Annotated in this window: 25 protein-coding genes; 12 read left to right on the top strand and 13 right to left on the bottom strand. The window is 64.6% G+C overall.

Annotation, left to right across the window (positions count from 1 at the left end; all coding sequences use genetic code 11):
* Positions 1–56 precede the first annotated feature (56 nt).
* Positions 57–1,502: a short-chain fatty acyl-CoA regulator family protein gene (locus tag QY049_RS33475; RefSeq protein WP_258762894.1), complete on the top strand. Its 1,446-nt coding sequence runs from the start codon at positions 57–59 to the stop codon at positions 1,500–1,502.
* Positions 1,503–1,545: 43 nt separating this feature from the next.
* Here the strand turns inward: QY049_RS33475 and QY049_RS33480 are convergent, their stop codons facing one another.
* Complete coding sequence (locus QY049_RS33480; protein ID WP_014497428.1) at positions 1,546–1,839, bottom strand: antibiotic biosynthesis monooxygenase; 294 nt, start codon at positions 1,837–1,839, stop codon at positions 1,546–1,548.
* Between the two features lie 229 nt (positions 1,840–2,068).
* Here QY049_RS33480 and QY049_RS33485 point away from each other — a divergent pair, with 229 nt between their 5' ends.
* The gene (locus QY049_RS33485) at positions 2,069–2,881 is read left to right on the top strand and encodes a hypothetical protein (RefSeq protein ID WP_258762895.1); all 813 of its coding nucleotides are present in this window, start codon (positions 2,069–2,071) and stop codon (positions 2,879–2,881) included.
* Positions 2,882–3,041: 160 nt separating this feature from the next.
* On the top strand, positions 3,042–3,389 hold the full coding sequence (locus tag QY049_RS33490) for a hypothetical protein (RefSeq protein WP_258762896.1): 348 nt from the start codon (positions 3,042–3,044) through the stop codon (positions 3,387–3,389).
* 31 nt (positions 3,390–3,420) lie between these two features.
* On the opposite strand, the gene QY049_RS33495 is transcribed toward QY049_RS33490, so the two are convergent.
* Together QY049_RS33495 and htpX are read right to left on the bottom strand one after the other, a co-directional pair.
* Positions 3,421–4,062, bottom strand: coding sequence for a tetratricopeptide repeat protein (locus QY049_RS33495; RefSeq protein ID WP_194477388.1), 642 nt, complete (start codon positions 4,060–4,062; stop codon positions 3,421–3,423).
* Between the two features lie 135 nt (positions 4,063–4,197).
* Entirely contained in the window at positions 4,198–5,157 is a 960-nt protein-coding gene (gene htpX / locus QY049_RS33500) for a zinc metalloprotease HtpX (RefSeq protein WP_258762897.1), read from the bottom strand.
* Between the two features lie 364 nt (positions 5,158–5,521).
* Between htpX and QY049_RS33505 the strand changes: the two genes are divergently transcribed.
* The 7 genes from QY049_RS33505 to QY049_RS33535 all read left to right on the top strand — a co-directional run bounded on the left by QY049_RS33505 (position 5,522) and on the right by QY049_RS33535 (position 13,873).
* Positions 5,522–6,787 carry an HlyD family secretion protein gene (locus tag QY049_RS33505; protein ID WP_258762898.1) on the top strand — a complete coding sequence of 422 codons (1,266 nt, stop codon included), beginning with the start codon at positions 5,522–5,524 and terminating at the stop codon, positions 6,785–6,787.
* On the top strand, positions 6,784–8,727 hold the full coding sequence (locus QY049_RS33510) for a glycosyltransferase (RefSeq protein WP_301270412.1): 1,944 nt from the start codon (positions 6,784–6,786) through the stop codon (positions 8,725–8,727). Before QY049_RS33505 ends, QY049_RS33510 begins: the two co-directional genes overlap by 4 nt.
* A 104-nt stretch (positions 8,728–8,831) precedes the next feature.
* Positions 8,832–9,620: a L,D-transpeptidase gene (locus QY049_RS33515; RefSeq protein WP_258762901.1), complete on the top strand. Its 789-nt coding sequence runs from the start codon at positions 8,832–8,834 to the stop codon at positions 9,618–9,620.
* A 120-nt stretch (positions 9,621–9,740) separates the two neighbouring features.
* Positions 9,741–11,051 (top strand): lytic murein transglycosylase, encoded by a 1,311-nt coding sequence (locus QY049_RS33520; protein WP_258762902.1) that lies wholly within the window; start codon positions 9,741–9,743, stop codon positions 11,049–11,051.
* A gap of 108 nt (positions 11,052–11,159) precedes the next feature.
* Positions 11,160–11,663, top strand: coding sequence for a DUF1993 family protein (locus QY049_RS33525; protein ID WP_194477394.1), 504 nt, complete (start codon positions 11,160–11,162; stop codon positions 11,661–11,663).
* Positions 11,664–11,842: 179 nt separating this feature from the next.
* The gene (locus QY049_RS33530) at positions 11,843–12,943 is read left to right on the top strand and encodes an alkene reductase (protein ID WP_258762903.1); all 1,101 of its coding nucleotides are present in this window, start codon (positions 11,843–11,845) and stop codon (positions 12,941–12,943) included.
* Positions 12,944–13,066: 123 nt separating this feature from the next.
* Entirely contained in the window at positions 13,067–13,873 is an 807-nt protein-coding gene (locus QY049_RS33535) for a tetratricopeptide repeat protein (protein ID WP_301270413.1), read from the top strand.
* Here the strand turns inward: QY049_RS33535 and QY049_RS33540 are convergent.
* The 8 genes from QY049_RS33540 to glpD form a co-directional block, all read right to left on the bottom strand.
* The gene (locus tag QY049_RS33540) at positions 13,862–14,572 is read right to left on the bottom strand and encodes a hypothetical protein (RefSeq protein WP_194477397.1); all 711 of its coding nucleotides are present in this window, start codon (positions 14,570–14,572) and stop codon (positions 13,862–13,864) included. The two genes, QY049_RS33535 and QY049_RS33540, sit on opposite strands and share 12 nt — an antisense overlap.
* Before the next feature lie 183 nt (positions 14,573–14,755).
* Complete coding sequence (locus QY049_RS33545) at positions 14,756–16,537, bottom strand: ABC transporter substrate-binding protein (RefSeq protein ID WP_194477398.1); 1,782 nt, start codon at positions 16,535–16,537, stop codon at positions 14,756–14,758.
* Positions 16,538–16,613: 76 nt separating this feature from the next.
* Positions 16,614–16,943, bottom strand: a complete 330-nt coding sequence (locus tag QY049_RS33550; protein ID WP_194477399.1) for a DUF2160 domain-containing protein — start codon at positions 16,941–16,943, stop codon at positions 16,614–16,616.
* 9 nt (positions 16,944–16,952) lie between these two features.
* Positions 16,953–17,759: a carbohydrate ABC transporter permease gene (locus QY049_RS33555; RefSeq protein WP_194477400.1), complete on the bottom strand. Its 807-nt coding sequence runs from the start codon at positions 17,757–17,759 to the stop codon at positions 16,953–16,955.
* Complete coding sequence (locus QY049_RS33560) at positions 17,759–18,661, bottom strand: carbohydrate ABC transporter permease (protein ID WP_194477401.1); 903 nt, start codon at positions 18,659–18,661, stop codon at positions 17,759–17,761. The genes QY049_RS33555 and QY049_RS33560 overlap by 1 nt, the downstream gene beginning before the upstream one ends.
* A complete protein-coding gene (locus QY049_RS33565; protein ID WP_194477402.1) occupies positions 18,661–19,746 on the bottom strand; it encodes an ABC transporter ATP-binding protein in 1,086 nt (361 codons plus the stop codon). Before QY049_RS33565 ends, QY049_RS33560 begins: the two co-directional genes overlap by 1 nt.
* Positions 19,747–19,758: 12 nt before the next feature.
* Positions 19,759–20,835 (bottom strand): ABC transporter ATP-binding protein, encoded by a 1,077-nt coding sequence (locus QY049_RS33570; RefSeq protein ID WP_194477403.1) that lies wholly within the window; start codon positions 20,833–20,835, stop codon positions 19,759–19,761.
* On the bottom strand, positions 20,832–22,382 hold the full coding sequence (gene glpD / locus QY049_RS33575) for a glycerol-3-phosphate dehydrogenase (protein WP_258762905.1): 1,551 nt from the start codon (positions 22,380–22,382) through the stop codon (positions 20,832–20,834). Before glpD ends, QY049_RS33570 begins: the two co-directional genes overlap by 4 nt.
* 282 nt (positions 22,383–22,664) lie before the next feature.
* On the opposite strand from glpD, the gene QY049_RS33580 reads away from it, so the two are divergent.
* Together QY049_RS33580 and QY049_RS33585 are read left to right on the top strand one after the other, a co-directional pair.
* Positions 22,665–22,916 carry a type II toxin-antitoxin system prevent-host-death family antitoxin gene (locus QY049_RS33580; RefSeq protein ID WP_194477405.1) on the top strand — a complete coding sequence of 84 codons (252 nt, stop codon included), beginning with the start codon at positions 22,665–22,667 and terminating at the stop codon, positions 22,914–22,916.
* The gene (locus QY049_RS33585) at positions 22,916–23,332 is read left to right on the top strand and encodes a type II toxin-antitoxin system VapC family toxin (protein WP_258762906.1); all 417 of its coding nucleotides are present in this window, start codon (positions 22,916–22,918) and stop codon (positions 23,330–23,332) included. The genes QY049_RS33580 and QY049_RS33585 overlap by 1 nt, the downstream gene beginning before the upstream one ends.
* On the opposite strand, the gene QY049_RS33590 is transcribed toward QY049_RS33585, so the two are convergent.
* On the bottom strand, positions 23,329–24,174 hold the full coding sequence (locus QY049_RS33590; protein ID WP_194477407.1) for a DeoR/GlpR family DNA-binding transcription regulator: 846 nt from the start codon (positions 24,172–24,174) through the stop codon (positions 23,329–23,331). The two genes, QY049_RS33585 and QY049_RS33590, sit on opposite strands and share 4 nt — an antisense overlap.
* A 90-nt stretch (positions 24,175–24,264) precedes the next feature.
* On the bottom strand, positions 24,265–24,939 hold the full coding sequence (locus QY049_RS33595) for an HAD family phosphatase (protein WP_258762907.1): 675 nt from the start codon (positions 24,937–24,939) through the stop codon (positions 24,265–24,267).
* Positions 24,940–24,998: the final 59 nt, after the last annotated feature.

Here is a 24,998-nt window from a genome sequence, read left to right on the forward strand (position 1 = left end):
AATATTGTAAATTATAGGTCAGAGAAACTGACCTTGATGACTCCGGAGACCTGAAAATGCCCGCCGAATCCGGGAAAAAGCTGTTTGTCGGCCCGCGCTTCCGGCGGATCCGGCAGCAATTGGGGCTGTCGCAGACCCAGATCGCCGAGGGGCTCGGGATCTCGCCGAGCTATGTCAATCTGATCGAGCGGAACCAGCGACCCGTGACCGCGCAGATCCTGCTGCGGCTGGCCGAGACCTACGACCTCGATCTGCGCGACCTCGCCACCGCCGACGAGGACCGCTTCTTCGCCGAACTGAACGAGATCTTCTCCGATCCGCTGTTCCGCCAGATCGACGTGCCCAAGCAGGAACTGCGCGACCTCGCCGAACTCTGTCCCGGCGTCACCCATGCGCTGCAACGGCTCTACGCGGCCTATACCGAGGCGCGTCAGGGCGAGACGCTGGCGGCCGCGCAAATGGCCGACCGCGATGTCGGCACGCGCTATGAGGCCAACCCGGTCGAGCGCGTGCGCGAACTGATCGAGGCCAACCGCAATTATTTCCCGGAGCTCGAGCAGGCCGCGGAAAACCTGCGGGACGAATTGAACGTGCCGGCAGAAGGGCTCTATGCCGCGCTCGTGGAGCGCCTGCGCGAAAAGCATTCGATCCAGACCCGCATCATGCCCGTCGACGTGATGCGCGAGACGCTGCGCCGCTTCGACCGCCACCGCCGCCAGCTCCTGATCTCGGAGCTGGTCGATCCGCCCGGCCGCGGCTTCCAGCTCGCGTTTCAGCTCGGGCTTGGCGAATGCGCGCAAGCCCTGGAGACCATCATCGGCCGAGCCGGGCCGCTCGACGACGCGCCGCGCCGGCTGTTCCGCATCACGCTCGGCAATTATTTCGCCGCTAGCGTGATGATGCCCTACCCGGCCTTCCTCGCCGCCGCCGAAGCGCTCAACTACGACATCCACGTGCTGGCGCAGCGCTTCAATTCCGGCTTCGAGCAGGTCTGCCATCGCCTCACCACCTTGCAACGGCCGAACGCGCGCGGCATCCCGTTCTTCCTGTTGCGTGTCGACAATGCCGGCAACGTCTCGAAGCGATTTTCGTCAGGCACCTTCCCGTTCTCGAAATTCGGCGGCACCTGCCCGCTCTGGAACGTGCACTCGACCTTCGACACGCCCGATCGCCTGCTCAAGCAGGTGATCGAGCTGTCCGACGGCACGCGCTATTTCTCGATCGCGCAGATGGTACGCCGGCCCGTGGCGCCGCACCCGCTGCCGCAGCCGCGCTTCGCCATCGGCCTCGGCTGCGAGATCCGGCACGCCGCACGCCTCACCTACGCCGCCGGCATGGATCTCGAGAAGTCGGAGGGCACGCCGATCGGCGTCAACTGCCGCCTCTGCGAACGCGAAAACTGCGCCCAGCGCGCCGAACCGCCGATCACGCGCACGCTGATCCTGGACGAGACGACGAGAAGGGTGAGCTCGTTCGCGTTCTCGAATGCGCGGGAGTTATGAGGGGGCACATGCTCCTCGTCATTGCACAGCAATGACGAAGGCCTCACGCCAGCGTATGCACGATCACCGGCCCCGCGGCGGCGCTGGCATGCCCTGCCAGCAACGGGCCGAGATCCTTCTCGATCCAGGCGATGGCGCGCCTGTTCGCCTCCTCGGCCTGCTCGAACTTGTCGAAGATGGAGATCGCGGTCACGGTGTCGTCGCCGGCATAGACCACGTAGTAGGCCCTGAAGCCGTCGACGTCGCTGATGATCGGAACGGCGCCGTCCTTGATGCGGCGCGCCAGCTCTTCGGCGCTTCCGCTCTTCGCCTTGGCCTGACGGATGGCGGCATACATGGCATCCTCCTCCGGCTATCGATGTGGGGCATGGGGTGCCCGAGGGATGATGTTACGCCGAAGCGCGCCGCCGATCTACGGCTTGGTTAACCCTGCCCTAACCCGCTGCCGCGATCTGCAACCAAGGATTAAGCACGCCTCAACATCGGTGCCTTAGTCTCGCCCCACTCACTTTTCGCAAACAACGGCAGCCTATCCTGCCGCGTGAAGTGACATCAGGGGGTTCATCATGCGCATTGCGTTGCTGCTGACCGCGACCATCGTCGGCGCGCTGTTCGCCAATCCGTCCTACGCCGGCTCGCTCGACGTCGCATCAGCGGATGCCGCGAAATCGCTGCCGCCCGGCTTCCAGAGCTATCGCGGCTACATGTTCGACATGTCGGAGGCGTCCGATCGCAAGGACCTCGACAAGCTCACCGACAATCTGAAGCGCCAGATCGACGTCGTGGAGGCCGCCGGCCTCTCGCCGCGCGTGATGCGCTTCTTCCGCACCGTTCCGATCATCGCCAGCGAACTGGCCTGCCTCGACGAAGGCGCTGCGACCGCGTGCTACGGCCGGGTCACGCCGGACGTCCAGCGCACGACGCCGCGCACCTTGACGGTGTGGGACCACGACCAGCAGCGCTGGACCAATCCGAACGCGGTCGACCTCGCGGTCGATTCCGGGCTCGGCGTGATCATGGTCCGGCCGGATATGATGCGTTACGAGAAGGAGGCCGTGCTGCTCCACGAGATGCTGCACGCCTATCACGCGCGGCTGCTGCCGGACGGCTACGCCAACAAGGGCGTGATCAGCTATTACGCCTATGCCAAGTCCAAGGATCTGCTGCCCAAGGAAGCCTATGCGATGAAGAATCACATGGAGTTCTTCGCCGTGACGGCCAGCATCTTCCTCGCCGGCAAGAGCGACTACCAGGATCCGAAGACCCGCGAGGCGCTCAAGGAGAAGATGCCCGACTATTACAAATACCTGGTCGGCGTGTTCGGCTTCGATCCCGATCCATCGGCCAACTCGAGTGGACCGGTTGCCTCGCTGAAATGAGGCGGCAGCAAGCCCTCAAGAAGCCGCGCGAAACGCGCGGCTTTTTTGTTTTGGGGGACTCGAAGCTGCGGATGACGGCCCGGCAGGAATTGCCAAGGGAGGGCACGATCTGCATAGTCCCGCCGCATCGATTGGGACTGTTTCGAAGAGGATAGAAGACATGGCGGACGCCGACCTGGATGTCGTGATCCGGCAACTGGCCAGACAGCTGCATACGGGCCTGATGTCCCGCGCCAAGCAGCGGCGGGATCGTTTCAACGGCCTTGCGGCCAAGGCCAAGGGCAAGGAGACCGGCACCCGCTTCAAAATGATGGCCAAGGCCACCATGGAGCAGGCCACCGCCGCCGCGAGGCGCCTCCAGATGTCCGCCGACAACGTCGCCGACAGCTACGCCCGCGCCATGCGGCTGGCCGCCAGCACACCCATCGAGGTGAAGGCGGAGAAGCCGGCCAAGGACAAGCCGGCAAAGAAGGCTGCAAAGGCGAAAAAGGCCAAGAAGGCCAAATAGTCGTCACCCCTCCCGAAGAAACGACGACCGTTCACCGCCGCGGCGTGGAGACCTCGGTCGACTCGGCGTGCGCGAGCTCGGCGAGCTTTGCGCGCGCGGCGCTACGTGTCCGATCGTCCTTGCCGGGAGGCAGCGCAAGGGCCGCCTCGAAATCGGCGCGGGCATCGACGGCCTGGCCGCGGGCGAGGAACGCAAGACCGCGGTCGAGGCGGGCCTGCGCGTCGGCGGGGTCGAGCCGGACCGCCGTGCTGTAGCTCAGGATCGCGCGGTCGAGATCGCCCTTGGCGGCGAGCGCGAGGCCGCGCTGGTGATAGGGCGCGGCAGGCTTGGGATCGAGCGCGATCGCCTCGTCATAATCGGCGATCGCAAGGTCCAGATCGCCGTTCTGCCGGTACGCCTGCGCGCGGTCGCGATAGAGTGAAGCACGGTTGGGATTGAGGTGGATGGCCTCGTTGAAATCGGCGATCGCCCGGCGGTTGTGGCCGTGGCGCAGCGCGATCCGCCCGCGCCCCTCATAGGCGAAAGCGATCAGGGAGCCGCGCAACGGCGAGAAGCCGATCACGGCCGAGCAGATGTCCGGCTCGTCCTCATCGCCGCAATTCACGACCGTATGCGTGGACAGGCCAATGGCCACGCCCAGGACGATCAACAATGGCACGGCGGCTCTGGTCATCTTCGACGGCGACCGGCGACGGGCCGGCCACGCATCCCCTTTCGAAGGAACACTCTCGGTTAGGTGTTAACACCGGCCGAACCGGCGCTCTGTGCGCCAGGTCACAAAGCCAGGCAAAATCCAGCCGGCTCCGTATCAGCCCCAAGGACCACGCGAAGGACCACGCGATGGTCCTTGCGAGGACGAGCGGCCCCACGGGCCCCGTGGCGGATAGTTCTCGTTGGCGCCGACCGACGGCGCCGCATGCGCGCCGAGTTCGGCCGCAAGTTGCTGGAGCGCGGCAATGCGGTTCTGCGTCGACGGATGGGTGGCGAAGAGATTGTCGACGCCATGGCCCGATAGCGGGTTGATGATGAACATGTGCGCCGTCGCGGGATTTCGCTCGGCGTCATAGTTCGGCACCTGATGCGCGGCGCTCTCGATCTTGACCAGCGCCGATGCCAGCCACATCGGCTGACCCGCGATGCGCGCACCCAGATTGTCGGCGGCGTATTCGCGGGTGCGGCTGATCGCCATCTGCACCAGCATGGCGCCGAGCGGCGCCAGGATCATCATCAGGATCGAGCCGACGATGCCCGGGCCGTTGTTGTTGTCGCGGTGACCGCCGAAGAACATGCCGAATTGAGCCAGCATGGAGATCGCGCCGGCGATGGTCGCGGTGATGGTCATGAGCAGCGTGTCGTGATTCTTGATATGCGCGAGCTCATGCGCGATCACGCCGGCAAGCTCCTCGCGGCTGAGCTGGTTCATCAGGCCGACGGTCACGGCGACCGCGGCGTTCTCGGGATTGCGGCCGGTCGCGAATGCGTTGGGCTGCGCCTCGTCCATCACGAACACGCGCGGCATCGGAAGGCCCGCGCGGCTCGCAAGCTCGCCGACGAGCCCGACCAGTTCCGGCGCGCTTCGACGATCGACCTCATGGGCACCGTACATCGACAGCACCGCACGGTCGGAGTTCCAGTAGGTGAAGAGATTGGTCGCGGCGGCAATGACCAGCGCGATCATGGCGCCTGAGGCGCCGCCGATCAGATAGCCCACGCCCATGAACAGGGCGGTAAGCCCTGCGAGAAGCATCGCGGTACGCAGATAGTTCATGACCGTCTCCCAAGGCGGCCGCGGGCAAGCCTCTGGCCGGCGTCCTCGAGGTATGAACGCGGCGCGCCGCTGCAAGGTTCGTGCGTCGCCGGGCCGCAGAAAAGTGGCCATCCGCCAGCCTTTCGCGCGTCGCTAAAGCTTGACCGGGATTTGCGCCAAAACGCGCGCGGACGCTTAGCAACCTGGAAAGCGCAGCATCGGCTAAATCCGCGGTAACCGGGCACGCTGCGCGGCCCTTGCGCATTGACCGGTTCCATTGGCCCCCCGTCGCAAGGTGACCGTCATGGCAGACCGCTCGCGCGCCGCTTCCGTCGACCCAGGATCAGTTCCCTCGCCTCCGGATACAAGGAATGATGCGAAGGGCTTGCAGGAGGCATTGCACGAGCAGCTGTTTGCAAATGACGAGTCCGGCCATGCGCCCGAAACCCAGACGCCACCGGAAACCACGCGCCGCTGGCCGCATCTGCGGCGCGGCGCCAAGATTGCCATCGGGCTTGCCATCATCGCCGTGTTCGGCTGGCTGCCGCTGCGTGCGATCTGGGAAAACTCCAGCGTCGAGGCGGTGCTGAACTCCCGCCTCGTCACGCTGCGCACGCCGATCGGCGGGCGTGTGTCCGCGGCCCAGCACGTCACCGACCAGGCCAGGCTCGATGCCGGAACCGTGGTCCTGCGCGTCGTGAATTCGCGCGGCGATCGCACCCGGCTCGACGATCTCCGCCGGCAGAAATCCCGTCTGGAGAACGAGCGGCCGAGCCTGGCCGCCAAGCTGGCCTCGGCCCAATCGGCGCAAAAGGATCTGGCGCGGCAGGCTTCGCAATTCCGCGACGGACGCGTGCTCCAGTTGGAGGCCCGCATCGCGGAGATCCAGACCTCGATCGAGGCGGCGGCCGCACGGCGGGACGAGGCCAGCGCCGCGGTCGACCGCGCATCCTCGCTGGCGAAGTCGGGCAATGTCTCGACCGTGGAGCTGGCGCGGCTGACGCGCGAGCTCTCGGTGTCGCAGCAGACCGAGCTCGGCGCGCGCAAGCGGCTGGACGCCGCCAAGGTCGAGCTTGCCGCGGCACAGAGCGGCTCGTTCCTCGGCGACAGCTATAACGACCGGCCAAGCTCGGTGCAGCGCGAGGAGGAGATGCGCCAGCGTGCCGGCGATCTCGAAGCCGATCTCGCACACACCGACACCGAGATCGCCTGGCTCGCCAACGAGATCATCGTCGAGGAGGTCCGCTTCGCCGACCTCTCCGAGGCCAACATCACGACCCCCGTCGCAGGCCGCGTCTGGGAGATGATGACCTCGCCCGGCGAGGACGTGCAGGCCGGTCAGCCTCTGCTCAAGGTGCTCGATTGCAGTGGCGCGGTCATCACCGCCAATGTCACCGAGAGCGTCTACAACCGCTTGCAGCTCGGCGACCGCGCCACCTTCGAGCCGAACGACGACGGCGCGCCGATCCCCGGCACCGTGATCAATCTGACCGGTGCCGCCGGTGCGCCCGCCAATCTTGCCATCAATCCTGACGCGCTGAGCAAGGAGCCCTATCGCGTCACCGTGGCGCCGCGCGATGCCGCCTCGCACGCCTGCGCCGTGGGACGCACCGGCCGTGTCGTCTTCGAGCGGCGCGAGAGCGCGCCGTGACGACGGCACTCACGCCGGGCCTGCTGACCCTCGGCGCCTTCATGGCGATCGTGCCGCTGCTGCGGCGCGACAGCACGCAGGCGCGCGCGTTCCTCGCCATCGTGTCGGTGGCTTTGCTGCTCCGCTATCTCCACTGGCGCCTCACATCGACACTGCCGCCACCGCACCTGACCGCGGATGCCGTGATCGGCTATCCCTTCATGCTGCTCGAGGCGGCATCGCTGGTCGCCGTCGCCCTGTCACTGCTGTTCCTGAGCCGGACGATCGACCGCACCAAGGCGGCCGGGATCGACGGCCGCACCACCACCGATCCAGGCGCACCGCTGATCGATGTCTTCATCTGCACCTACAACGAGGAGCGTTCGATCCTCGAGCGCACCATCATCGGCGCGACCGGCATGGAATACGGCAACTATCGCGTCTGGGTGCTGGACGACGGCCGGCGACCGTGGTTGCGGCGGCTCGCGAGCGAACTCAACTGTCACTATCTCACGCGGCCCGACAATCACCACGCCAAGGCCGGCAACATCAATCATGTCCTCAAGCATGTCGGCGCGCTGCCGGAGCGACCGGACTTCGTCGCCATTCTCGATGCCGACTTCGTGCCGCGGCCCGACTTCCTCGCGCGCACCATCTCGCTGATGGACGATCCCACGGTCGGCGTGGTGCAGACGCCGCAGCACTTCATCAATCCCGATCCGATCCAGACCAACCTCGCCGCGACCGACGTCTGGCCGGACGAGCAGCGCTTCTTCTTCGACATCCTGATGCCGGCGAAGGACGCCTGGGGCGTTGCCTTCTGTTGCGGCACCTCGTCTCTCATTCGCTATGCCGGGCTGGTGCAGATCCGGGGCTTTCCGACCGACTCCGTCACCGAAGACTATCTCGTCACGCTGCGCCTGAAGGAATACGGCCTCACCACGATCTACCTCAACGAGCGGCTGACGATCGGGCTCGCGCCGGAGGGATTGAAGGAATACATCACCCAGCGCGCCCGCTGGTGCCTCGGCTTCATGCAGATCATCCGCGGCCGCAGCGGTCCGTTGTCACGAACTTCAAAGCTCTCCTTCATCGACCGGCTCTCGCTGGTCGACGCCTTCATGAGCTGGTCCGCCGTCTACACCTCGAAAGTCGCGGGCCTCGTCGTGCCCTGGCTATTCCTGCTGTTCGGCATCAAGGCGGTGCAGGCGGACCTCACCGAACTATTGCGCTTCTTCCTGCCGTTCTATGTCTGGCACGGGCTCACCATGGCCTGGCTGTCGCGCGGCCGCTCGCTGGCGATGATGACGGATGTCTCGCAACTGATCGCCGCGCCCGCCGTGCTCAAGGCGGTGGCGGCCGGCCTGTTGAAGCCGAAGGGACACAAATTCAAGGTCACGGCGAAAGGCGGCGACCGCGACAGACGATTTGTCGAATGGCCGCTGCTGCGGCTCTACGGCAGCACGCTCCTCGTCACGCTCGCTGCCGTCGCGTATGCCTTCATCCTGCATCTGCGGGGCGAGAACATCGCCTATGGCGGACTGGCGCTGGCCTGGAGCCTCTACAACGCGTTCATCCTTGCGGTGGTTTGCTTCGTCTGCATCGAGCAGCCGCGCAAGCGCAAGGCGGAGCGGTTCGATCGCAACGAGGCCGTCCTGCTGCGCCAGGACGGCAAGTCGCATCTTGCGCGGCTTGCCGACATCTCCATTACCGGCGCGCGGCTGATCGACCCCGATCCACCGCTCCCCGGCAGCACGATCGAATGCCGCATCTACGGCCGGTCGATCGCCGCAATCGTGGTCCGCCGCACCCCCGATGGATTCGCGGTGCGCTTCGAGGAGGGCATGGACACGCGTGTGCACGCCATCAGGGCGTTCTATGCCGGCGAATATGTGCGGGCCTATCGGGGTGTCCGGGCGCTCCCGGTCGGAAAAGCGCTGCTGATGCGGCTGTTTGGCTAGGCGGCGGGGTGGCCAACGGCGCTTAATGGTTCCGCTCCGGGCGTTTCGAACTTTGTTAAAACTTGCTGGGTACCTCTTCCAGGCAGAGTGACCTGGAGAACGACATGGCTAAGCGAGCCAAACGCAGAACGGCAGAGACGCTCGCACTGCCAATGGCGGGGAGAGTTGCGATCGGTGCCGTAGCCGTCGCGGCAGTGGGGTACGGTTTGCTGTCTCACCCGGCGACCGTTCAGCCGATGCGAAAGGCGTCGGTGCACGAGGCCCAGGCATCGTCGTCTCCGGTTTACGTGGCAACACCGGCTCACGCGGCGGCGCCGGCCCCGGCTCCGAGTCCGGCCCCGGCGCCTCTGGTCGAACCACCAAAAGCCGTCGATGGCCCCGGAGCATTCGTCCGGCAGGTGGTTGACTACGCCAGCCACCAGACGCCGGGCACCGTGATCATCGATACCAGGAACACGTTCCTCTATTTCGTGCTGAACGACGCGCAGGCAATGCGTTACGGCATCGGTGTCGGCCGCGAAGGTTTTTCATGGTCCGGTGAACAGACTGTGGCCCGCAAGACGGAATGGCCGGATTGGCGTCCGCCTCCGGAGATGCTCGTGCGCCAGCCTTATCTGCCGCGGTTCATGGCAGGCGGTCCCACCAACCCGCTCGGCGCCCGGGCGATGTATCTGGGCGAGACCGAATATCGAATTCACGGGACCAACAAGCCAGATACGATCGGCAAGCGGGTGTCGTCCGGCTGTATCCGGCTGACCAACGAGGACGTCGTGGACCTCTATGAGCGGGTGAAAGTCGGGGCGAAAGTGATCGTGCTTCCGGCCTCGGCCCGATCGTCGGCGTCCAACACACGGATGCCGTCATCCGGACCGAAGATTGCCGAAGCCCAGTAACTTGATCCTTTGCGCTCGGTCTTCAACCGAGGAGCCGGCGTGGCCTCGAGGGGATGGTTTGCGGCCGCCACTTCCCCTAGACTTCGGACGAATCCACGCCTGTCCGCCGCCGGAACCCCTATGCTCCTGACCCGATTTGCGATCGCGGCCGCTACCCTCGCAGCGTTCTCCATTCCCGCATCAGCCCAGTTCGCTCCCGCAAGGCCCGCAGCCCCCAAGGCGACGGCGCCGAAGGCCAGCACGCCCTCGCCGCGTGCGGCGTCGTGCCACAATGGAGCGAATTTCGACCGCTTCCTGGCCGAGGTGAAACAGCAGGCGGTCGCCGCGGGCGTGTCGCAGCGAACGATAGCGGAGGCTTCGCCCTACCTCGTCTACGACCAGGGCATCGTCAACCGCGACCGCGGTCAGCGCGTGTTCGGCCAGATCTTCACCGAATTCGCCGGCCGCATGGCCGCGCCCTACCGCATGCAGAACGGCCAGCAGCACATCAAGCGACACGCATCGGCATTCGCGCGCGCCGAGAGGGAATATGGCGTGCCGCCGGCGGTGATCGCGGCATTCTGGGGCCTGGAGAGCGACTTCGGCGCCAACATGGGCAATCTGCCGACGCTGAGATCGCTGGTGTCGCTTGCCTATGACTGCCGGCGCTCGGAGATGTTCGTGAACGAGACCATCGCCGCGCTGAAGATCATCGATCGCGGCGATCTCACGCCCGACGAGATGATCGGCTCCTGGGCCGGCGAGCTCGGCCAGACGCAATTCCTGCCGACGCATTACGTCAACTACGCGGTCGACTATGACGGCGACGGGCGGCGCGACCTCCTGCGCAGCGAGGACGACGTGATCGGCTCGACCGCGAACTACATCGCCAACGGCTTGAAGTGGCGGCGCGGCGAGCCGTGGCTGGAAGAGATCAAGGTGCCGCAGAACCTGCCATGGGATCAGACCGACCTCAGCGTGCAGCTGCCGCGCTCGAAATGGGCGCAGTTCGGCGTCACCTATCCCGACGGCCGGCCGCTGCCGAACGACAATCTCGCGGGCTCCGTGCTGCTGCCGATGGGACGCTTTGGACCGGCCTTCATGGCCTACCAGAATTTCGCGGCATACACCGAGTGGAATAACTCGCTGATCTATTCGACCACCGCGGGCTATCTGGCCACGCGCATTGCGGGCGCAGCCCCGATGCGCAAGCCGACAGGCCAGGTAACGCAGCTGCCGTTCAACGAACTCAAGCAATTGCAGCAGCTGCTGGTTCAGGCCGGTTTCAACGTCGGCAAGGTCGATGGCGTGCTGGGCCAGCAGAGCCGCGCCGCCGTGAAGGCGATGCAGATCAAGTACGGCCTGCCGGCCGATTCCTGGCCGACCGCCGAGCTGCTGGCGCGCATGCGTGGCGGCACGGCACAGGCGCAGCCGCAGGCGACGGTGCGGTAGAATTTTCGCACCGCACAGGCCGTTTTCGCAATTGTATTATTCCATGACGCTCCCATGTGAGTGGCTCAGGTTTCCTCCTGAGATTCCCACCATTGAAGCGAGCATCACATGTCCTTCTACGACGCCGTCGTCCCCGCCTACTTGCAAATGCTGAACAGCCTGACCGGCCTGCTCACCAAGGCCGAGGCGCATTGCGCAGCCAAAAAGATCGATCCGAGCGTGCTGCTCGGCTCGCGCCTCTTCCCGGACATGCTGCCGCTGTCGAAGCAGATCCAGCTCGTCAGCGACTTTTCGGCCAAGGGCTGTGCACGGCTCACGCATACCGACGTGCCCTCCATGCCGGACACCGAAACCAGCTTCGCGGAATTGAAGCAGCGGCTGGCGAAGACCATCGACTTCGTGAAATCGTTCAAGCCCGAACAATTCGAGGGCGCCGATACCAAGGACGTCACGTTCCCTGCTGGTCCCGACCGGACCGTGACTTTGAAGGGCCAGCAATTCTTCAGCTCGGTATCGCTGCCGAACTTCTATTTCCATGCCGCCACCGCGCACGGCATCCTGCGTCACAACGGCGTCGAGATCGGCAAGCGCGATTTCCTCGGCATGAGCTGATTTGTGCAATCGCACGGCCGCGGCAGCGAAATCACGCTGCCGCGGCGAACAATGCGCATGAATTATGCTGCGCGGAGCCTGCCGCGCAGCTCGCCTGCACTTTCCGTATGGCTCGTCCCTTGCGCTCGATGTCGCAATGCACAAGTGTTCCGGACCTCTTAACTCCTGGAAGCACCCCAATGAGCCGTTCGACCAAATTGTTCGAGACCTACAAGCTCGGCCCGATCACGCTGGCCAACCGCCTGGTGATGGCCCCGCTGACGCGCAACCGCGCCGCGCCCGGCACCTTCGTCCCCTCGCCGCTCGCCGCCGAGTATTACGGTCAGCGCGCGTCCGCAGGCCTCCTGATCACCGAGGCGAGCCAGGTCTCTCAGCAAGGCCAGGGCTACCAGGACACCCCCGGCATCTACTCGAAGGAGCAGGTCGCGGGGTGGCGCAAGGTCACCGACAAGGTGCATGAGCGTGGCGGCAGGATCTTCATCCAGCTCTGGCATGTCGGCCGCATCTCGCATGTCGACCTCCAGGCGAATGGCGCAGCCCCGGTGGCGCCGAGCGCGATCCGCGCCAAGGGCAAGACCTTCGTCAACGGCACGTTCGCCGACGTCTCCGAGCCCCGCGCGCTCGAGCTCTCCGAGATTCCCGGGATCATCGACGACTTCAAGCGCGCCACGAAGAACGCGCTGGAGGCCGGCTTCGACGGCGTCGAGATCCACGGGGCCAACGGCTATCTGCTCGACCAGTTCGCCAAGGACGGCGCCAACAAGCGCACCGACGCCTATGGCGGCTCGATCGAGAACCGCGCCAAGCTGATGCTGGAAGTCTCCAAGGCCGTCGTCGCGGAAGCCGGCGCCGACCGCACCGGCATCCGCATCTCGCCGGTGACGCCCGCCAACGACATCGTGGATTCCAACCCGCAGGCGCTGTTCGATCACATCACCGACGGCCTCAACGCCTTGAAGCTCGTCTATCTCCACGTCGTCGAAGGCGCCACCGGCGGTCCGCGCGATTTCGCGCCGTTCGACTATGGATCCTTACGCAAGCGCTTCTCGGGCGCCTACATCGCCAACAACGGCTACGATTTCGATCTCGCCACCAAGGTGCTGGATGCGAACGCGGCCGACCTGATCGCTTTCGGCAAGCCGTTCATCTCCAATCCCGACCTGGTGGAGCGCCTGAAAAAGGGCGCGGCGCTGAACGATTGGGACAAGAACACGTTCTACGGCGGTGGCGCGAAGGGATACACGGATTACCCGGCGCTCGCGGCCGAGCCGGCGGAATAAACCTGCTGCTTGCGCAGCAACGCGAACTAACAAAAAGGCCGGGATCGCTCCCGGCCTTTCGTTGCTGGATGCAACCGCCCCAGCGATATTGCTGTGACCTGGCATCCTTGCTCTAATGCGGCGATGGATGACACCCAGACACTCGTTCGCCGCGCGGCTGCAGCGGTCAATTCGGGCAAGCCTGATGAGGCGCAGCGTCTGTGCGAACAGGGCCTTGCCCGCGATCCCGGCGATCCGGTGTTGCATCATCTGCTGGCCGCCGTGTTGTTCTCCAGAGGCGTCATCGTCCCGGCTCGCGCCCATATCGACGTCAGTCTTGCCAAGCGACCGAACAACGCGCCGGCGCGGCTGCTGGCCGCCCGTATCGAGCGAACCGAAGGCCAGTTCGACGCCGCGCTCGTGCATCTCGATGCCGCGATCGCCATCAGTCCGCAGCGCGAGATGTTCGTCGAGAAGGCCCGGACACTCGACATGGCAGGGCTGCGAGATCAGGCACGCGGCGCCTGGCAGGCGATCCTCAAGGTCATCCCTGGCCATCAGGAAGCGACGGCGCAGCTTGGCAGGATGGCATGGGAGGACGGCGATCCCGCCACCGCCGCAAGCCTGCTCGCGCAGGCGACTGCCACCGACGCACCGGCTTCGGTGTGGTTCAATCTCGGCCTCGCGCGACAGGATTTGCGAGACCACGACGGTGCAGCAGATGCTTACCGCAAGGCATTCGCACTCAAGCCCGACCATGCCGAAGCCGCGCTCAATCTCGGTATCTCACTCCAGGAGGTCGGAGACATGGATGCCGCCATGGATGCATTCGGCAAGGCCTATCGCCTGCGCCCGCAGCTGTTCGGCTCCATCGCGATGGCTTTGACCTCCGCCTCTCACGGCCGGCTATGGCTCGACGAGGACGCCCTGCGGCGTGCGCTATCGGGTTAGGCGCCCGCGCTTGGCGCGAAACTGCTTGCGGTAGACGTTGGGCGCAGCCAGCACCTCGGCGACGACCCTGGCATAGGATTGCTGGTGCGCCGCGTCGAACGGCTCGAACACGAGTTCGGGCGCCTGGCGCGGAACGGCAAAGCACTGCGCAATCGGTGTCCCTTTCTTCAGGACGCCTGAAAAATCGGGCTTGATCCAGACGGCTGGAAAATTGATGCCGCCGTCGTGAAACCGGTCCGCGTCGACCAGGCCCGAGACGAGCCGAAACGGCAGGTCGTCGCGGTTGACGGGATGTGTCGCGAACAGCGACCAGCCGGGCTCGAGCTCGATGGTCCAGAAACTGTTGAATTTGAGCGCGGACCGTCCGTTCGAGAACGGTGCCTCGGCAAATTGTGCAACCGGATGGAAGCTGAGCGGTGCGCGCGGATGCCCCGCAGTCTCCGGCTCCGGGATGTCCCAATCCCAGGAAAATTCGCCGCCCCGGATCCCGACGTCGCATGGCAGCGGAATCATGACCCCATACGCCATCGCATCCACGAAGGGCGGGCATTGCTTGACCGTGCGGATGTCGCGGCCGTGGATCTGCGAATGCGCCGTCGCGGGCATCGCCCGCAGCCAGTCGGGCAAGGCCGTGCGCGCCGGGAACGGCCGCACCAGATGACCGGCCAGCTTTGGATCGCAACGGAAGATCATGCGCATGGCAAACGCTCGCTTCTGGATCGGACCCATTGAAGGTCGGACCTAATGAAGGTCAGATCTCGGCAATTCAGATCACCACCGCCGATAAGGCAAGAGGACAACACGACAAAAGGCCGGGATTGCTCCCGGCCTCCTGCTCTCATGGATGGCCAGGACGAACCCGGCCATGATGACGTCGGCGAATTACTTCGCGTCGGCGCGCTTGGGCGGGCTGGCCGGCCACGACTTGATCAGCGTGTCGTAGTCGACGGTTTCGCCCTTCGGCTTCTCGTTCGCCAGCTTGCGCTGCGGAGCGATGTTGCCGTCCTTGGCCGACTTGTCGTACCAGAACTCAGCCGTCTTCTTCGGGTTGAGCTTCGGTCCGCAGGCACCCTGCACGCCCGACTTCTCGAGACGCTCCATCACCGAGTCCTGAGCGGCAGCCAGCGCATCCATCGCCGCCTGCGGCGTCTTCGCACCGGACGACGCATCGCCGATGTTCTGCCACCACAGCTGAGCAAGCTTCGGATAGTCAGGCACGTTGTTGCCGGTCGGCGTCCACTGCACGCGCGCGGGCGAACGGTAGAACTCGATCAGGCCGCCGAGCTTCGGCGCGCGTTCCGTGAAGGACTTGTCCCAGATGTCGGATTCGCGGATGAAGGTCAGACCGACATGGCTCTTCTTCAGCGACACCGTCTTGGAGACGATGAACTGGAGATACAGCCAGGCAGCCTTGCGGCGATCGAGCGGGGTCGACTTCAGCAAGGTCGCCGATCCCACGTCCTGGTAGCCGAGCTTCATGCCGTCCTTCCAGTAGGAGCCGTGCGGCGACGGAGCCATACGCCACTTCGGCGTACCGTCCGCGTTCATCACGGGCAGGCCGGGCTTCACCATGTCGGCGGTGAAGGCGGTGTACCAGAAGATCTGCTGGGCGATGTTGCCCTGCGACGGCACCGGACCCGATTCGGAGAAGGTCATGCCCTGAGCCTGCGGCGGAGCATACTTCTTCATCCAGTCGAGATACTTGACGATCGAGTAGACCGCCGCCGGGCCGTTGACGTCGCCGCCACGCTCGACCGACGAGCCGACCGGACGGCAGCCTTCCATGCGGATGCCCCATTCGTCGACCGGCAGGCCGTTCGGGATGCCCTTGTCGCCGTTACCGGCCATCGACAGCCAGGCGTCGGTGAAACGCCATCCGAGCGAGGGATCCTTCTTGCCGTAGTCCATGTGACCATAGACGCGGACGCCGTTGATCTCCTTGATGTCGTTGGTGAAGAACTCGGCGATATCCTCGTAGGCCGACCAGTTCACGGGAACACCGAGATCGTAGCCGTACTTGGCCTTGAACTTGGCCTTGTAGTCCGGGTTGGTGAACCAGTCGTACCGGAACCAATACAGGTTCGCGAACTGCTGGTCAGGCAACTGGTAGAGGTGACCGTTCGGCGCGGTCGTGAACGACTTGCCGATGAAGTCGTTGACGTCGAGCATCGGGTCCGTGACGTCCTTGCCGTCCTTCGCCATCCAGTCGGTCAGGTCGACCGCCTGGCCGTAACGGAAGTGCGTTCCGATGAAGTCGGAGTCGTTGATCCAGCCGTCATAGACGTTCTTGCCGGACTGCATCTGGGTCTGGATCTTCTCGACGACGTCACCTTCCTGGATGATGTCGTGCTTGACCTTGATGCCGGTGATCTCCTCGAACGCCTTCGCGAGCGTGCGGGATTCGTATTCATGCGTGGTCAGCGTCTCGGAGACGACGTTGATCTCCATGCCCTTGAAGGGTTCAGCGGCCTTGATGAACCACTGCATTTCCTTCAATGCGTCGTCCTTCGACAGGGTCGACGGCTGGAATTCGCTGTCGATCCACTTCTTGGCGGCGGCTTCGTCCGCGCGCGCCGGCGCGGCGATCGTCATCGAGGCCGCGATCAGCGCGACGGCGCTGGTCATGGTCAGAAGACTGTCCTTGGTCGTTCTCAAGTGTCGCATTAGTTTCCTCCGGTTGAAGCGACAAAACTAAAATCCAGGCCCGGGTAGACCCCGGATCTGCTCTTTCTCGCCTGCCTCAGACGGTGCGAAAGATCACCACGCCCGAGGCAAGCGAAATCACGGTTGCGAGCCACAGGCTCGTCAGCTCAAATCCTTCCTCTCCGATCGGAAGCGTCGCGATCGGATCGGTACCGACGAAGCCGATCCAGACCAGGTGGATGACGGCAGCCACGATCAGCGAAATGAACAGGCGGTCGCCACGCGTGGTCGGGATGCGCAGGATCCCGACGCGTTCGGCCTCGGGATAGGCGGCCGCGAGCCAGGTCATGACGGCCAGCGTGCACGCCAGCGCCACGAAGAAAATCGCGGTCGGCAGCGTCCAGGCCATCCATGCGATGGAGTCCATGAAAACCTCCTAGACCCGGCCGAGCGCGAAGCCGCGCGCGATGTAGTTGCGGACGAACCAGATCACGAGCGCGCCCGGAATGATCGTGAGCACGCCGGCAGCCGCGAGCAGGCCCCAGTCCATGCCGGCCGCCGAGACCGTTCGCGTCATGACCGCAGCGATTGGCTTGGCGTTGACCGAGGTCAGCGTGCGCGCCAGCAGCAGCTCGACCCACGAGAACATGAAGCAGAAGAACGCGGCAACGCCGATGCCGCTCGCGATCAGGGGCACCAGGATCTTGATGAAGAAGCGCGGGAACGAATAGCCATCGAGGAAGGCGGTCTCGTCGATCTCGCGCGGCACGCCGGAGACGAAGCCTTCGAGAATCCATACCGCCAGCGGCACGTTGAAAATGCAGTGCGCGAGCGCAACGGCCCAGGGCGTATCGAACAACCCGATCGCCGAATAGAGATTGAAGAACGGCAGCGCATAGACCGCGGCCGGCGCCATGCGGTTCGACAGCAGCCAGAAGAACAGGTGCTTGTCGCCGAGGAACCGGTAGCGCGAAAACGCGTAGGCCGCCGGCAGCGCCACGGAGATCGAGATGACGGTATTGATGACGACGTATTCCAGCGAATTGATATAGCCGGAATACCAGCTCTCGTCGGTGAAGATGCGCCTGTAGTGCTGCAGCGTCGGCGCATGAGGCCACAGCGTCATCGTCGAGATGATCTCGCCGTTGGTCTTGAAGCTCATGTTGACGAGCCAGTAGATCGGCAACATGAGGAAGATCAGGAACAGCCCCATGATGAAGCGGCGGCCGGGGATCGAGTGCATCACGCGGCTCCTTCCTGGGGTTTGCGTTCGTTGCCGGCGTTGGTCATGACGGTGTAGAAGATCCAGCAAACGATCAGGATGATCAGGTTGTAGACCAGCGAGAGCGCCGCGGCCTTGCCGAGGTCGAACTGGCCGAGCGCGATCTTGACGAGCTCGATCGACACGAAGGTGGTCGAGTTGCCGGGGCCGCCGCCGGTGACGACGAACGGCTCGGTGTAGATCATGAAGCTGTCCATGAAGCGCAGCAGCACCGCGATCAGCAGCACGCGGTTCATCTTCGGCAGCTGGATCGCCTTGAATACGGCCCAGCGCGAGGCGCCGTCGATCTGGGCTGCCTGATAATAGGCCTCCGGGATCGACTTCAGCCCGGCATAGCAGAGCAGCGCGACGAGGCTGGTCCAGTGCCAGACGTCCATCACGATGACGGTGACCCAGGCATCGACGTCGTTGGATACGTAGTTGTAGTCGAGCCCGATATGGTTGAGGACATAGCCGAGCAGGCCGATGTCGGGCCGGCCGAAAATCTGCCAGATCGTGCCGACCACGTTCCACGGAATCAACAGCGGCAGCGCGAGCGTGACGAGGCAGGCGGCGACAGTCCAACCCTGACGCGGCATCGACAGCGCGACGACGATGCCGAGCGGCACCTCGATGGCGAGGATCACCAGCGAGAAGAAGAGATTGCGGCCGAGCGAGGCCAGGAAGCGGCCGCCGAGATCGGTCGAGGGATCGAGCAGTTCCTTGAACCAGCCGACGCCGTTCCAGAAGAACTGGTTGTTGCCGAAGGTGTCCTGCATCGAATAGTTCACCACCGTCATCAGCGGCAGCACCGCCGAGAAGGCGACGACCAGGAACACCGGCAGCACCAGGAACCAGGCTTTTTGGTTGACGGTCTTGTCCATCAGGCGGCTCCTTCCACCAGAAGGCTGTCGGCATAGACGTGGACGTGCGCGGGATCGAATTTCAGCCCGGCATTGCCGTCGGAGCTGGTGAAGCCCGCCGGCGCGCGCGCCGCGATCTTGGCCTCGCCGATGCGCACGCGCGCGAAGCGGATTCGGCCGAGGTCGTCGATCCGCTCGATTTTCGCAGTGAGCACGCCGGGCCCGGGCGCAACCGCGTCCACAAACTCCGGGCGCACACCGATCTCGATCTTGGCACCGGCCGGAAGGTTGTCGTAGCTGCGGTTCAGCGCGATGACGTGGCCGTCGACCTTGGCTTCGCGCCCCCTCACCTCGGCCGGCAGGATGTTCATGCCGGGCGAGCCGATGAAATAGCCGACGAAGGTGTGGGCGGGCTTGTCGAACAGCTCCGCCGGCGTGCCGCTCTGCACCACGCGCCCGTCATGCATGACGACGACGGTGTCGGCGAAGGTCAGCGCTTCGGTCTGGTCGTGGGTGACGTAGATCATCGTGAGGTCGAGCTCGCGATGCAGCGCCTTGAGCTTGGAGCGAAGCTGCCATTTCAATTCGGGATCGATCACCGTCAGCGGCTCGTCGAACAGCACGGCGGCGACGTCGGAGCGGACGAGACCGCGGCCGAGCGAGATCTTCTGCTTGGCATCGGCCGTCAGCCGGGTCGCCTTGCGATTCAGATAGGGTTCGAGGTCGAGCAGGCGGCCGATCTCGGCGACGCGCCTGTCGATCTCGGCCTTCGGCACACCGCGGTTCTTCAGCGGAAACGCCAGGTTCTGCCCCACCGTCATGGTGTCGTAGATCACCGGAAACTGGAACACCTGGGCGATGTTGCGCTTCTGGGTTGACAGCGGTGTGATGTCCTGGCCGTCGAACAGGATTTTCCCGCGCGACGGCGTGATGATGCCGGAGATGACGTTGAGCAGCGTGGTCTTGCCGCAGCCGGACGGGCCGAGCAGCGCATAGGCGCCGCCCTGCCGCCAGGTCATGGTCACCGGCTTCAGCGCAAAGGTTTCCTGCGGCGCATCGTTGCCGCCGTAGGAATGGGCGAGATCGACGAGGTCAATGCGGGCCATATCGCATCTCCCTCACGAGCCGGGTGCCGCGACGAGGCGATCAGCCGCGTCGAAGACGAAGACATCATTGGGATCGAGCACGGCGTCCAGCGTCTGGCCTGGCTCGAACTCGTGCACGCCGTGCAGCACCGCAACCCAGTTCGATCCGTCGCGGGTCAAATGCACGAAACTCTCCGAACCGGTGATCTCGGTCACCGTCACCGTGGCATGGAAGGCGTGGCGATCGGCCTCGCCATTGGCAAGCCCAAGCTGATGGGCGCGGAAGCCGACGCGATAGGTGCCGTCGGCCAGCGATGAATAGAGGCCCGAGGCCGGCGACGCCGTGCCGCCGGCATATTGCACGGCGCCGTTCTTCTTCTCGATGCCGACGAGGTTGAGCGGCGGATCGGAGAACACCTGCGCCACGCGCAAGGTCTGTGGCCGGCGATAGACATTGGTGGTCTCGCCGATCTGGAGCGCCTGCCCTTCCCACATGCAGACCGTGTTGCCGCCCAGCAGCAGCGCTTCGGTCGGCTCGGTCGTGGCATAGACGAAGATCGCGCCGGAGGCCTCGAAGATGCGCGGCAGCTCGGCGCGCAGCTCCTCGCGCAGCTTGTAGTCGAGATTGGCGAGCGGCTCGTCGAGCAGCACGAGATCGGCGCCCTTCACCAGAGCGCGCGCGATCGCGGTGCGCTGCTGCTGGCCGCCGGACAGCTGGAGCGGCGTGCGCTTCAGGAACGGTTCGAGCCGCAGCAGCCTGGCGGCCTCGGCCACGCGCGCCTCGATCTCCTCGCGCGGCTTGCCCTGTACGCGCAGGGGCGAGGCGATGTTCTCGTAAACCGTCAGAGAGGGATAGTTGATGAACTGCTGATAGACCATCGCAACCGAGCGCTGACGCACGTCGGCGCCGGTGACGTCCTTGCCGCCCACCAGCAACTTGCCCGTGGTCGGCTTGTCGAGGCCGGCGAGCAGCCGCATGATCGATGTCTTGCCCGACAGCGTCGGTCCGAGCAGCACGTTGAGCGTGCCGCTCTCGAGCGTCAGCGAGACGTCGCGGATGTGTGGGACCCCATCGACGATCCGGGTCACGTGATCGAGAGTCACGCTCATGAGCGTCCTCCTGCCTGCAGCAGAGGACTTTGCGACACGACGTGAGTCTTGATCCAGTCACTCAGGGCGGCAATTTCGTCGACAGATAGCCGCAGGCCGAGCTTGGAGCGGCGCCAAACGATATCTTCGGCGGTCACCGCCCATTCGTTGGTCATCAGGTAGCGAACCTCACGTTCCGTCAGGGTTGCGCCGAAAGCCTGGCCGAGATCGGCGGCCGACTTGGCGTCGCCCAGCAGCTTGATGGCGCGTGTGCCGTAGGCGCGCGCGAGGCGCCGCGCGTGCTCATGGCTCAGGAAGGGATAGCCGCGCTGGAGCTCGGCGATCAGGCCATCGACGACCGACACGTCCATGTCGCCGCCCGGCAGCGGCCATTTGGCGGTCCAGCCCTCACGCGCTTTCGCACTGCGAAGATAGGGCGCGAGCCGCTCAAGCGCTTCCTCGGCGAGACGACGATAGGTCGTGATCTTGCCGCCATAGATCGACAGCAACGGCACCCCGCCAGGCGTATCGAGTTCGAATACGTAATCGCGAGTCGCGGCCTTGGCTTCGCTGGCGCCGTCGTCATAAAGTGGTCGCACGCCGGAATAGGTCCAGACGACATCCTCTGATGTCACGGGCTTGGCGAGATATTCGCTTGCGGCAGCGCAGAGATATTGGATCTCCTCGGCGGTCGCCTTCACCTTGGACGGATCGCCGTCATAATCGCGGTCGGTGGTGCCGATCAGCGTGAAGTCGTCCTGATAGGGGATGACGAAGATGATGCGACCGTCTGCGTTCTGGAACATGTAGGCGCGGTCGTGGTCGTAGAGCTTCTTGACCACGATGTGCGAGCCCTGCACCAGGCGCACCTTGGCTTTCGCGTTGACGCCTGCACCGCGGCCGAGCACGTCCTCGACCCAGGGGCCTCCCGCATTGACGAGCGCGCGAGCCTGGATCTGCGAACGCGCGCCGGTCAGCGTATCGACCATGCCGACGGTCCAGATGCCGTCGGACTGCTTGATATCCGTCGCGCGGGTGCGGGTGCGGATCTCAGCGCCCTTGTCGGCCGCGTCACGTGCGTTCAGCACGACCAGGCGAGCGTCGTCGACGAAGCAGTCGGAATATTCGAACCCGCGGCCATAGCGATTCGGAATCAACGGCTTGCCGACCTCGTCGCGCCGGAGATCGACCGAGCGGGTCGCCGGCAGCAAATGACGACCGCCGATGTGATCGTAGAGGAAGAGGCCGAGACGCAGCAGCCAGGCGGGGCGCAGGCCGGCGTGATGCGGCAAAACGAAACGCAGGGGGCGAATGATGTGGGGCGCGATGCCCCAGAGGATCTCGCGCTCGATCAGCGCCTCGCGGACCAGACGGAATTCGTAATATTCGAGATAGCGCAGGCCGCCGTGCACCAGCTTGGTCGACCAGGACGACGTCCCGCTCGCCAAATCGTTCATTTCGCACAGGAAAACAGTGTTGCCGCGACCCACCGCGTCACGCGCGATGCCGCAACCGTTAACACCGCCTCCAATGATGGCGAGGTCGAAAATACGCTCCAACAGACGCATCCCCCGAAAACCGCTCGTTCCGTCGCGCGGCAACTTTCGTTTTTGATTAGATCACACCGGAAAACGAAAGCAAGACGAAAGAGAGACGAATGGAAGTGAAAGTGGAACTTTTCCATCGCCAAAGTGGTCGAGAAATCGGCAGCCTCATGGGCGGATTCTGGGGCAATCGGCTTGATCGAGCAGCACGCGGGCCAACGAGCGAACTCGCAGCCTTGAATGTAGCAACATAACTACATATTATTTGCGCCGGTATGACGACGCCGCTACCGAGAGGGGCTGACGATGGTGACCACACTCACCAGCCGAGAATTCAATCAGGACACCAGCGGCGCGAAAAAAGCTGCATCGCAGGGACCAGTCTTCATCACAGACCGGGGTCGCCCGGCCCACGTGCTGCTGACGATCGAAGATTATCTGCGCCTGAGCGGCGGACACATGAGTCTTGCCGAGGCTTTGGCGCAAACGAGTGCGGACTTTGATTTCGATCCGCCTCGCATATCCGGCGGGGTCTTCAGGCCCGCCGGTCTCGACTGATGTTTCTGCTGGACACCAATGTCATTTCCGAACTCAGGCAACCAGCCAAAGCTGACCGCAATGCCGTCGCCTGGGCCAATGCAGTTCCCGCGGCAAGCTTCTTCGTGTCCGTCATTTCGATTCTCGAGATCGAACTCGGCGCGCGTCTGATCGAGCGCAAGGACGCTGCGCGAGGTGCGATCTTGCGCAGTTGGATCGACGGCCAGGTCCTGACGCGCTTCGAGGGACGGGTCCTGGCCATCGATACGGCCGTGGCGCAGCGCTGCGCGCAACTACATGTTCCCAATCCGCGCGCTGAACGTGACGCTCTCATTGCAGCGACCGCGCTCGTTCACGGCCTGACAGTCGTTACCCGCAATGTGAGGGATTTCGAACCCATGGGCGTGCGGCTGCTCAACCCGTGGGACGGCGCTTAGCGCAGCCGCACTACCGGCGCTGCTTCAGGCGCTGCATCCTGCGCATCGGTCTGGGTTTCGTCGATGTCAGCGCCCTTCGGCATCGCCTCTACCACCTCGATGCCCTTGCTGTGGCAGATGGTGGCGAGACGCTCGGGCAGCTCCTGGTCGGTCACGAAGGTCTGGATCTGGGTCATATGCGCGATGCGGACCGGCGCGCTGCGGCGAAGCTTGGTTGAATCTGCGACCAGCATGACACTGCGGGCATTGGCGATGATGGCCTGCGCAACCTGCACCTCGCGATAGTCGAAGTCGAGCAGCGCGCCCTCCTCGTCGATCGCGGACGCGCCGATGATGGCGTAGTCGACCTTGAACTGGCCGATCAACTGAGTCGCGGTCGAGCCGACCACCGCGCCGTCAGCGCGCCGCACCGTTCCGCCGGCCACCACCACCTCGATGCGGGGATGGCGGTAGAGCAGCATGGCGACGTTGAGGTTGTTGGTGATGACCAGCAGGTCCTCGTGCGAGGTCAGCGCGCTCGCGACCTCCTCGGTCGTGGTGCCGATGTTGATGAAGAGCGAGCACCCGTTCGGGATCAGCGAGGCGGCCGCAACGCCGATGGCTTTCTTCTCGTCGGCGGCGACGAAACGGCGCGCCTCATAGGCGAGGTTTTCGACGCCGGAGGCGATGATGGCGCCGCCATGGATACGGGTGAGCGAGCGGCGCTCGCAGAGATCGTTGAGATCCTTGCGGATGGTCTGCGCCGAGACTTCGAACCGGCGCGCCAGTTCCTCGACCATGACGCGGCCGGAGGCGCGGGCGATGTTGAGAATTTCAGCTTGGCGATGGGTCAATCCGGTCACGGCAATGGCCTCAAATCAGAATGGTGCATGGTGCGGCTTCTCGCGCGCGCGGTCAATGCGCACGCCGATCACGGTTAATGGATGCGACGCTCACCATGCCAACGCGCGCGCGAGCCGCACGAGCAGCGCCGGATCGTCGAAGGCGCTGGCGGAGGCGACCGCGCCGGCGCCAACAAGGTCAGCATCGCTGAGGCTGGTCCGGATGCCGATGGTCGGAATCCCGGCGGCCGTGGCCGACTGCACCCCGGAGCGAGAATCCTCGAACGCGATCGAGGCAGCCGCGCTGGCGCCGACGAAGCGCAGCCCCTCCTGGTAGGGTAGCGGATGCGGCTTGCCATGCGGCAGTTCATCGCCGATCACGAGCGTCTTGAAGCGATGCGTGATGCCGAGACCCGACAGCAGCAACTCGGCATTGAGCCGCGGCGCGTTGGTGACGGCGACCATGGAAATGCCGGCCGCATCCGCGCGGTCGAGCAGCGCCATCAGACCCGGGAGCGGTTCGATCTGCCCCGCGACCAGCGTCCGGAACACTTCTTCCTTCTCGCCGAGGATTTCGGCGCGCCGCTCCAACGTCTCGTCAGGCAGAAAGCGCTCACCGATCGACACATTGGCGAAGCCTTGCAACTCTCTGGAGAAACGCGCGTGGTCGAAGAAATGACCGCGTGGACCGAGCACCTGATTGAACGCCTTCAGGTGGAGCGGGTCGGTGTTGGCGAGCGTTCCGTCGATATCGAACAGTAACGCTTTGCCCAGTCCCTGCATCATTTCGAGTTTCCTCTCGCGCACTTGGCAACGATGCGCGAGACGTATCAATTCGCGCCGAC

The organism is Bradyrhizobium sp. WYCCWR 13022, from assembly GCF_030435535.1.
GTDB lineage: Bacteria > Pseudomonadota > Alphaproteobacteria > Rhizobiales > Xanthobacteraceae > Bradyrhizobium.

Excerpts from the sequence above, each read along its gene's own strand:
- QY049_RS33475 (WP_258762894.1), top strand. The coding sequence starts at position 57 with ATGCCCGCCGAATCCGGGAAAAAGCTGTTTGTCGGCCCGCGCTTCCGG.
- QY049_RS33480 (WP_014497428.1), bottom strand. The coding sequence starts at position 1,839 with ATGTATGCCGCCATCCGTCAGGCCAAGGCGAAGAGCGGAAGCGCCGAA.
- QY049_RS33485 (WP_258762895.1), top strand. The coding sequence starts at position 2,069 with ATGCGCATTGCGTTGCTGCTGACCGCGACCATCGTCGGCGCGCTGTTC.
- QY049_RS33490 (WP_258762896.1), top strand. The coding sequence starts at position 3,042 with ATGGCGGACGCCGACCTGGATGTCGTGATCCGGCAACTGGCCAGACAG.
- QY049_RS33495 (WP_194477388.1), bottom strand. The coding sequence starts at position 4,062 with ATGACCAGAGCCGCCGTGCCATTGTTGATCGTCCTGGGCGTGGCCATT.
- htpX (WP_258762897.1), bottom strand. The coding sequence starts at position 5,157 with ATGAACTATCTGCGTACCGCGATGCTTCTCGCAGGGCTTACCGCCCTG.
- QY049_RS33515 (WP_258762901.1), top strand. The coding sequence starts at position 8,832 with ATGGCTAAGCGAGCCAAACGCAGAACGGCAGAGACGCTCGCACTGCCA.
- QY049_RS33520 (WP_258762902.1), top strand. The coding sequence starts at position 9,741 with ATGCTCCTGACCCGATTTGCGATCGCGGCCGCTACCCTCGCAGCGTTC.
- QY049_RS33525 (WP_194477394.1), top strand. The coding sequence starts at position 11,160 with ATGTCCTTCTACGACGCCGTCGTCCCCGCCTACTTGCAAATGCTGAAC.
- QY049_RS33530 (WP_258762903.1), top strand. The coding sequence starts at position 11,843 with ATGAGCCGTTCGACCAAATTGTTCGAGACCTACAAGCTCGGCCCGATC.
- QY049_RS33535 (WP_301270413.1), top strand. The coding sequence starts at position 13,067 with ATGGATGACACCCAGACACTCGTTCGCCGCGCGGCTGCAGCGGTCAAT.
- QY049_RS33540 (WP_194477397.1), bottom strand. The coding sequence starts at position 14,572 with ATGCGCATGATCTTCCGTTGCGATCCAAAGCTGGCCGGTCATCTGGTG.
- QY049_RS33545 (WP_194477398.1), bottom strand. The coding sequence starts at position 16,537 with ATGCGACACTTGAGAACGACCAAGGACAGTCTTCTGACCATGACCAGC.
- QY049_RS33550 (WP_194477399.1), bottom strand. The coding sequence starts at position 16,943 with ATGGACTCCATCGCATGGATGGCCTGGACGCTGCCGACCGCGATTTTC.
- QY049_RS33555 (WP_194477400.1), bottom strand. The coding sequence starts at position 17,759 with ATGCACTCGATCCCCGGCCGCCGCTTCATCATGGGGCTGTTCCTGATC.
- QY049_RS33560 (WP_194477401.1), bottom strand. The coding sequence starts at position 18,661 with ATGGACAAGACCGTCAACCAAAAAGCCTGGTTCCTGGTGCTGCCGGTG.
- QY049_RS33565 (WP_194477402.1), bottom strand. The coding sequence starts at position 19,746 with ATGGCCCGCATTGACCTCGTCGATCTCGCCCATTCCTACGGCGGCAAC.
- QY049_RS33570 (WP_194477403.1), bottom strand. The coding sequence starts at position 20,835 with ATGAGCGTGACTCTCGATCACGTGACCCGGATCGTCGATGGGGTCCCA.
- glpD (WP_258762905.1), bottom strand. The coding sequence starts at position 22,382 with ATGCGTCTGTTGGAGCGTATTTTCGACCTCGCCATCATTGGAGGCGGT.
- QY049_RS33580 (WP_194477405.1), top strand. The coding sequence starts at position 22,665 with ATGGTGACCACACTCACCAGCCGAGAATTCAATCAGGACACCAGCGGC.
- QY049_RS33585 (WP_258762906.1), top strand. The coding sequence starts at position 22,916 with ATGTTTCTGCTGGACACCAATGTCATTTCCGAACTCAGGCAACCAGCC.
- QY049_RS33595 (WP_258762907.1), bottom strand. The coding sequence starts at position 24,939 with ATGATGCAGGGACTGGGCAAAGCGTTACTGTTCGATATCGACGGAACG.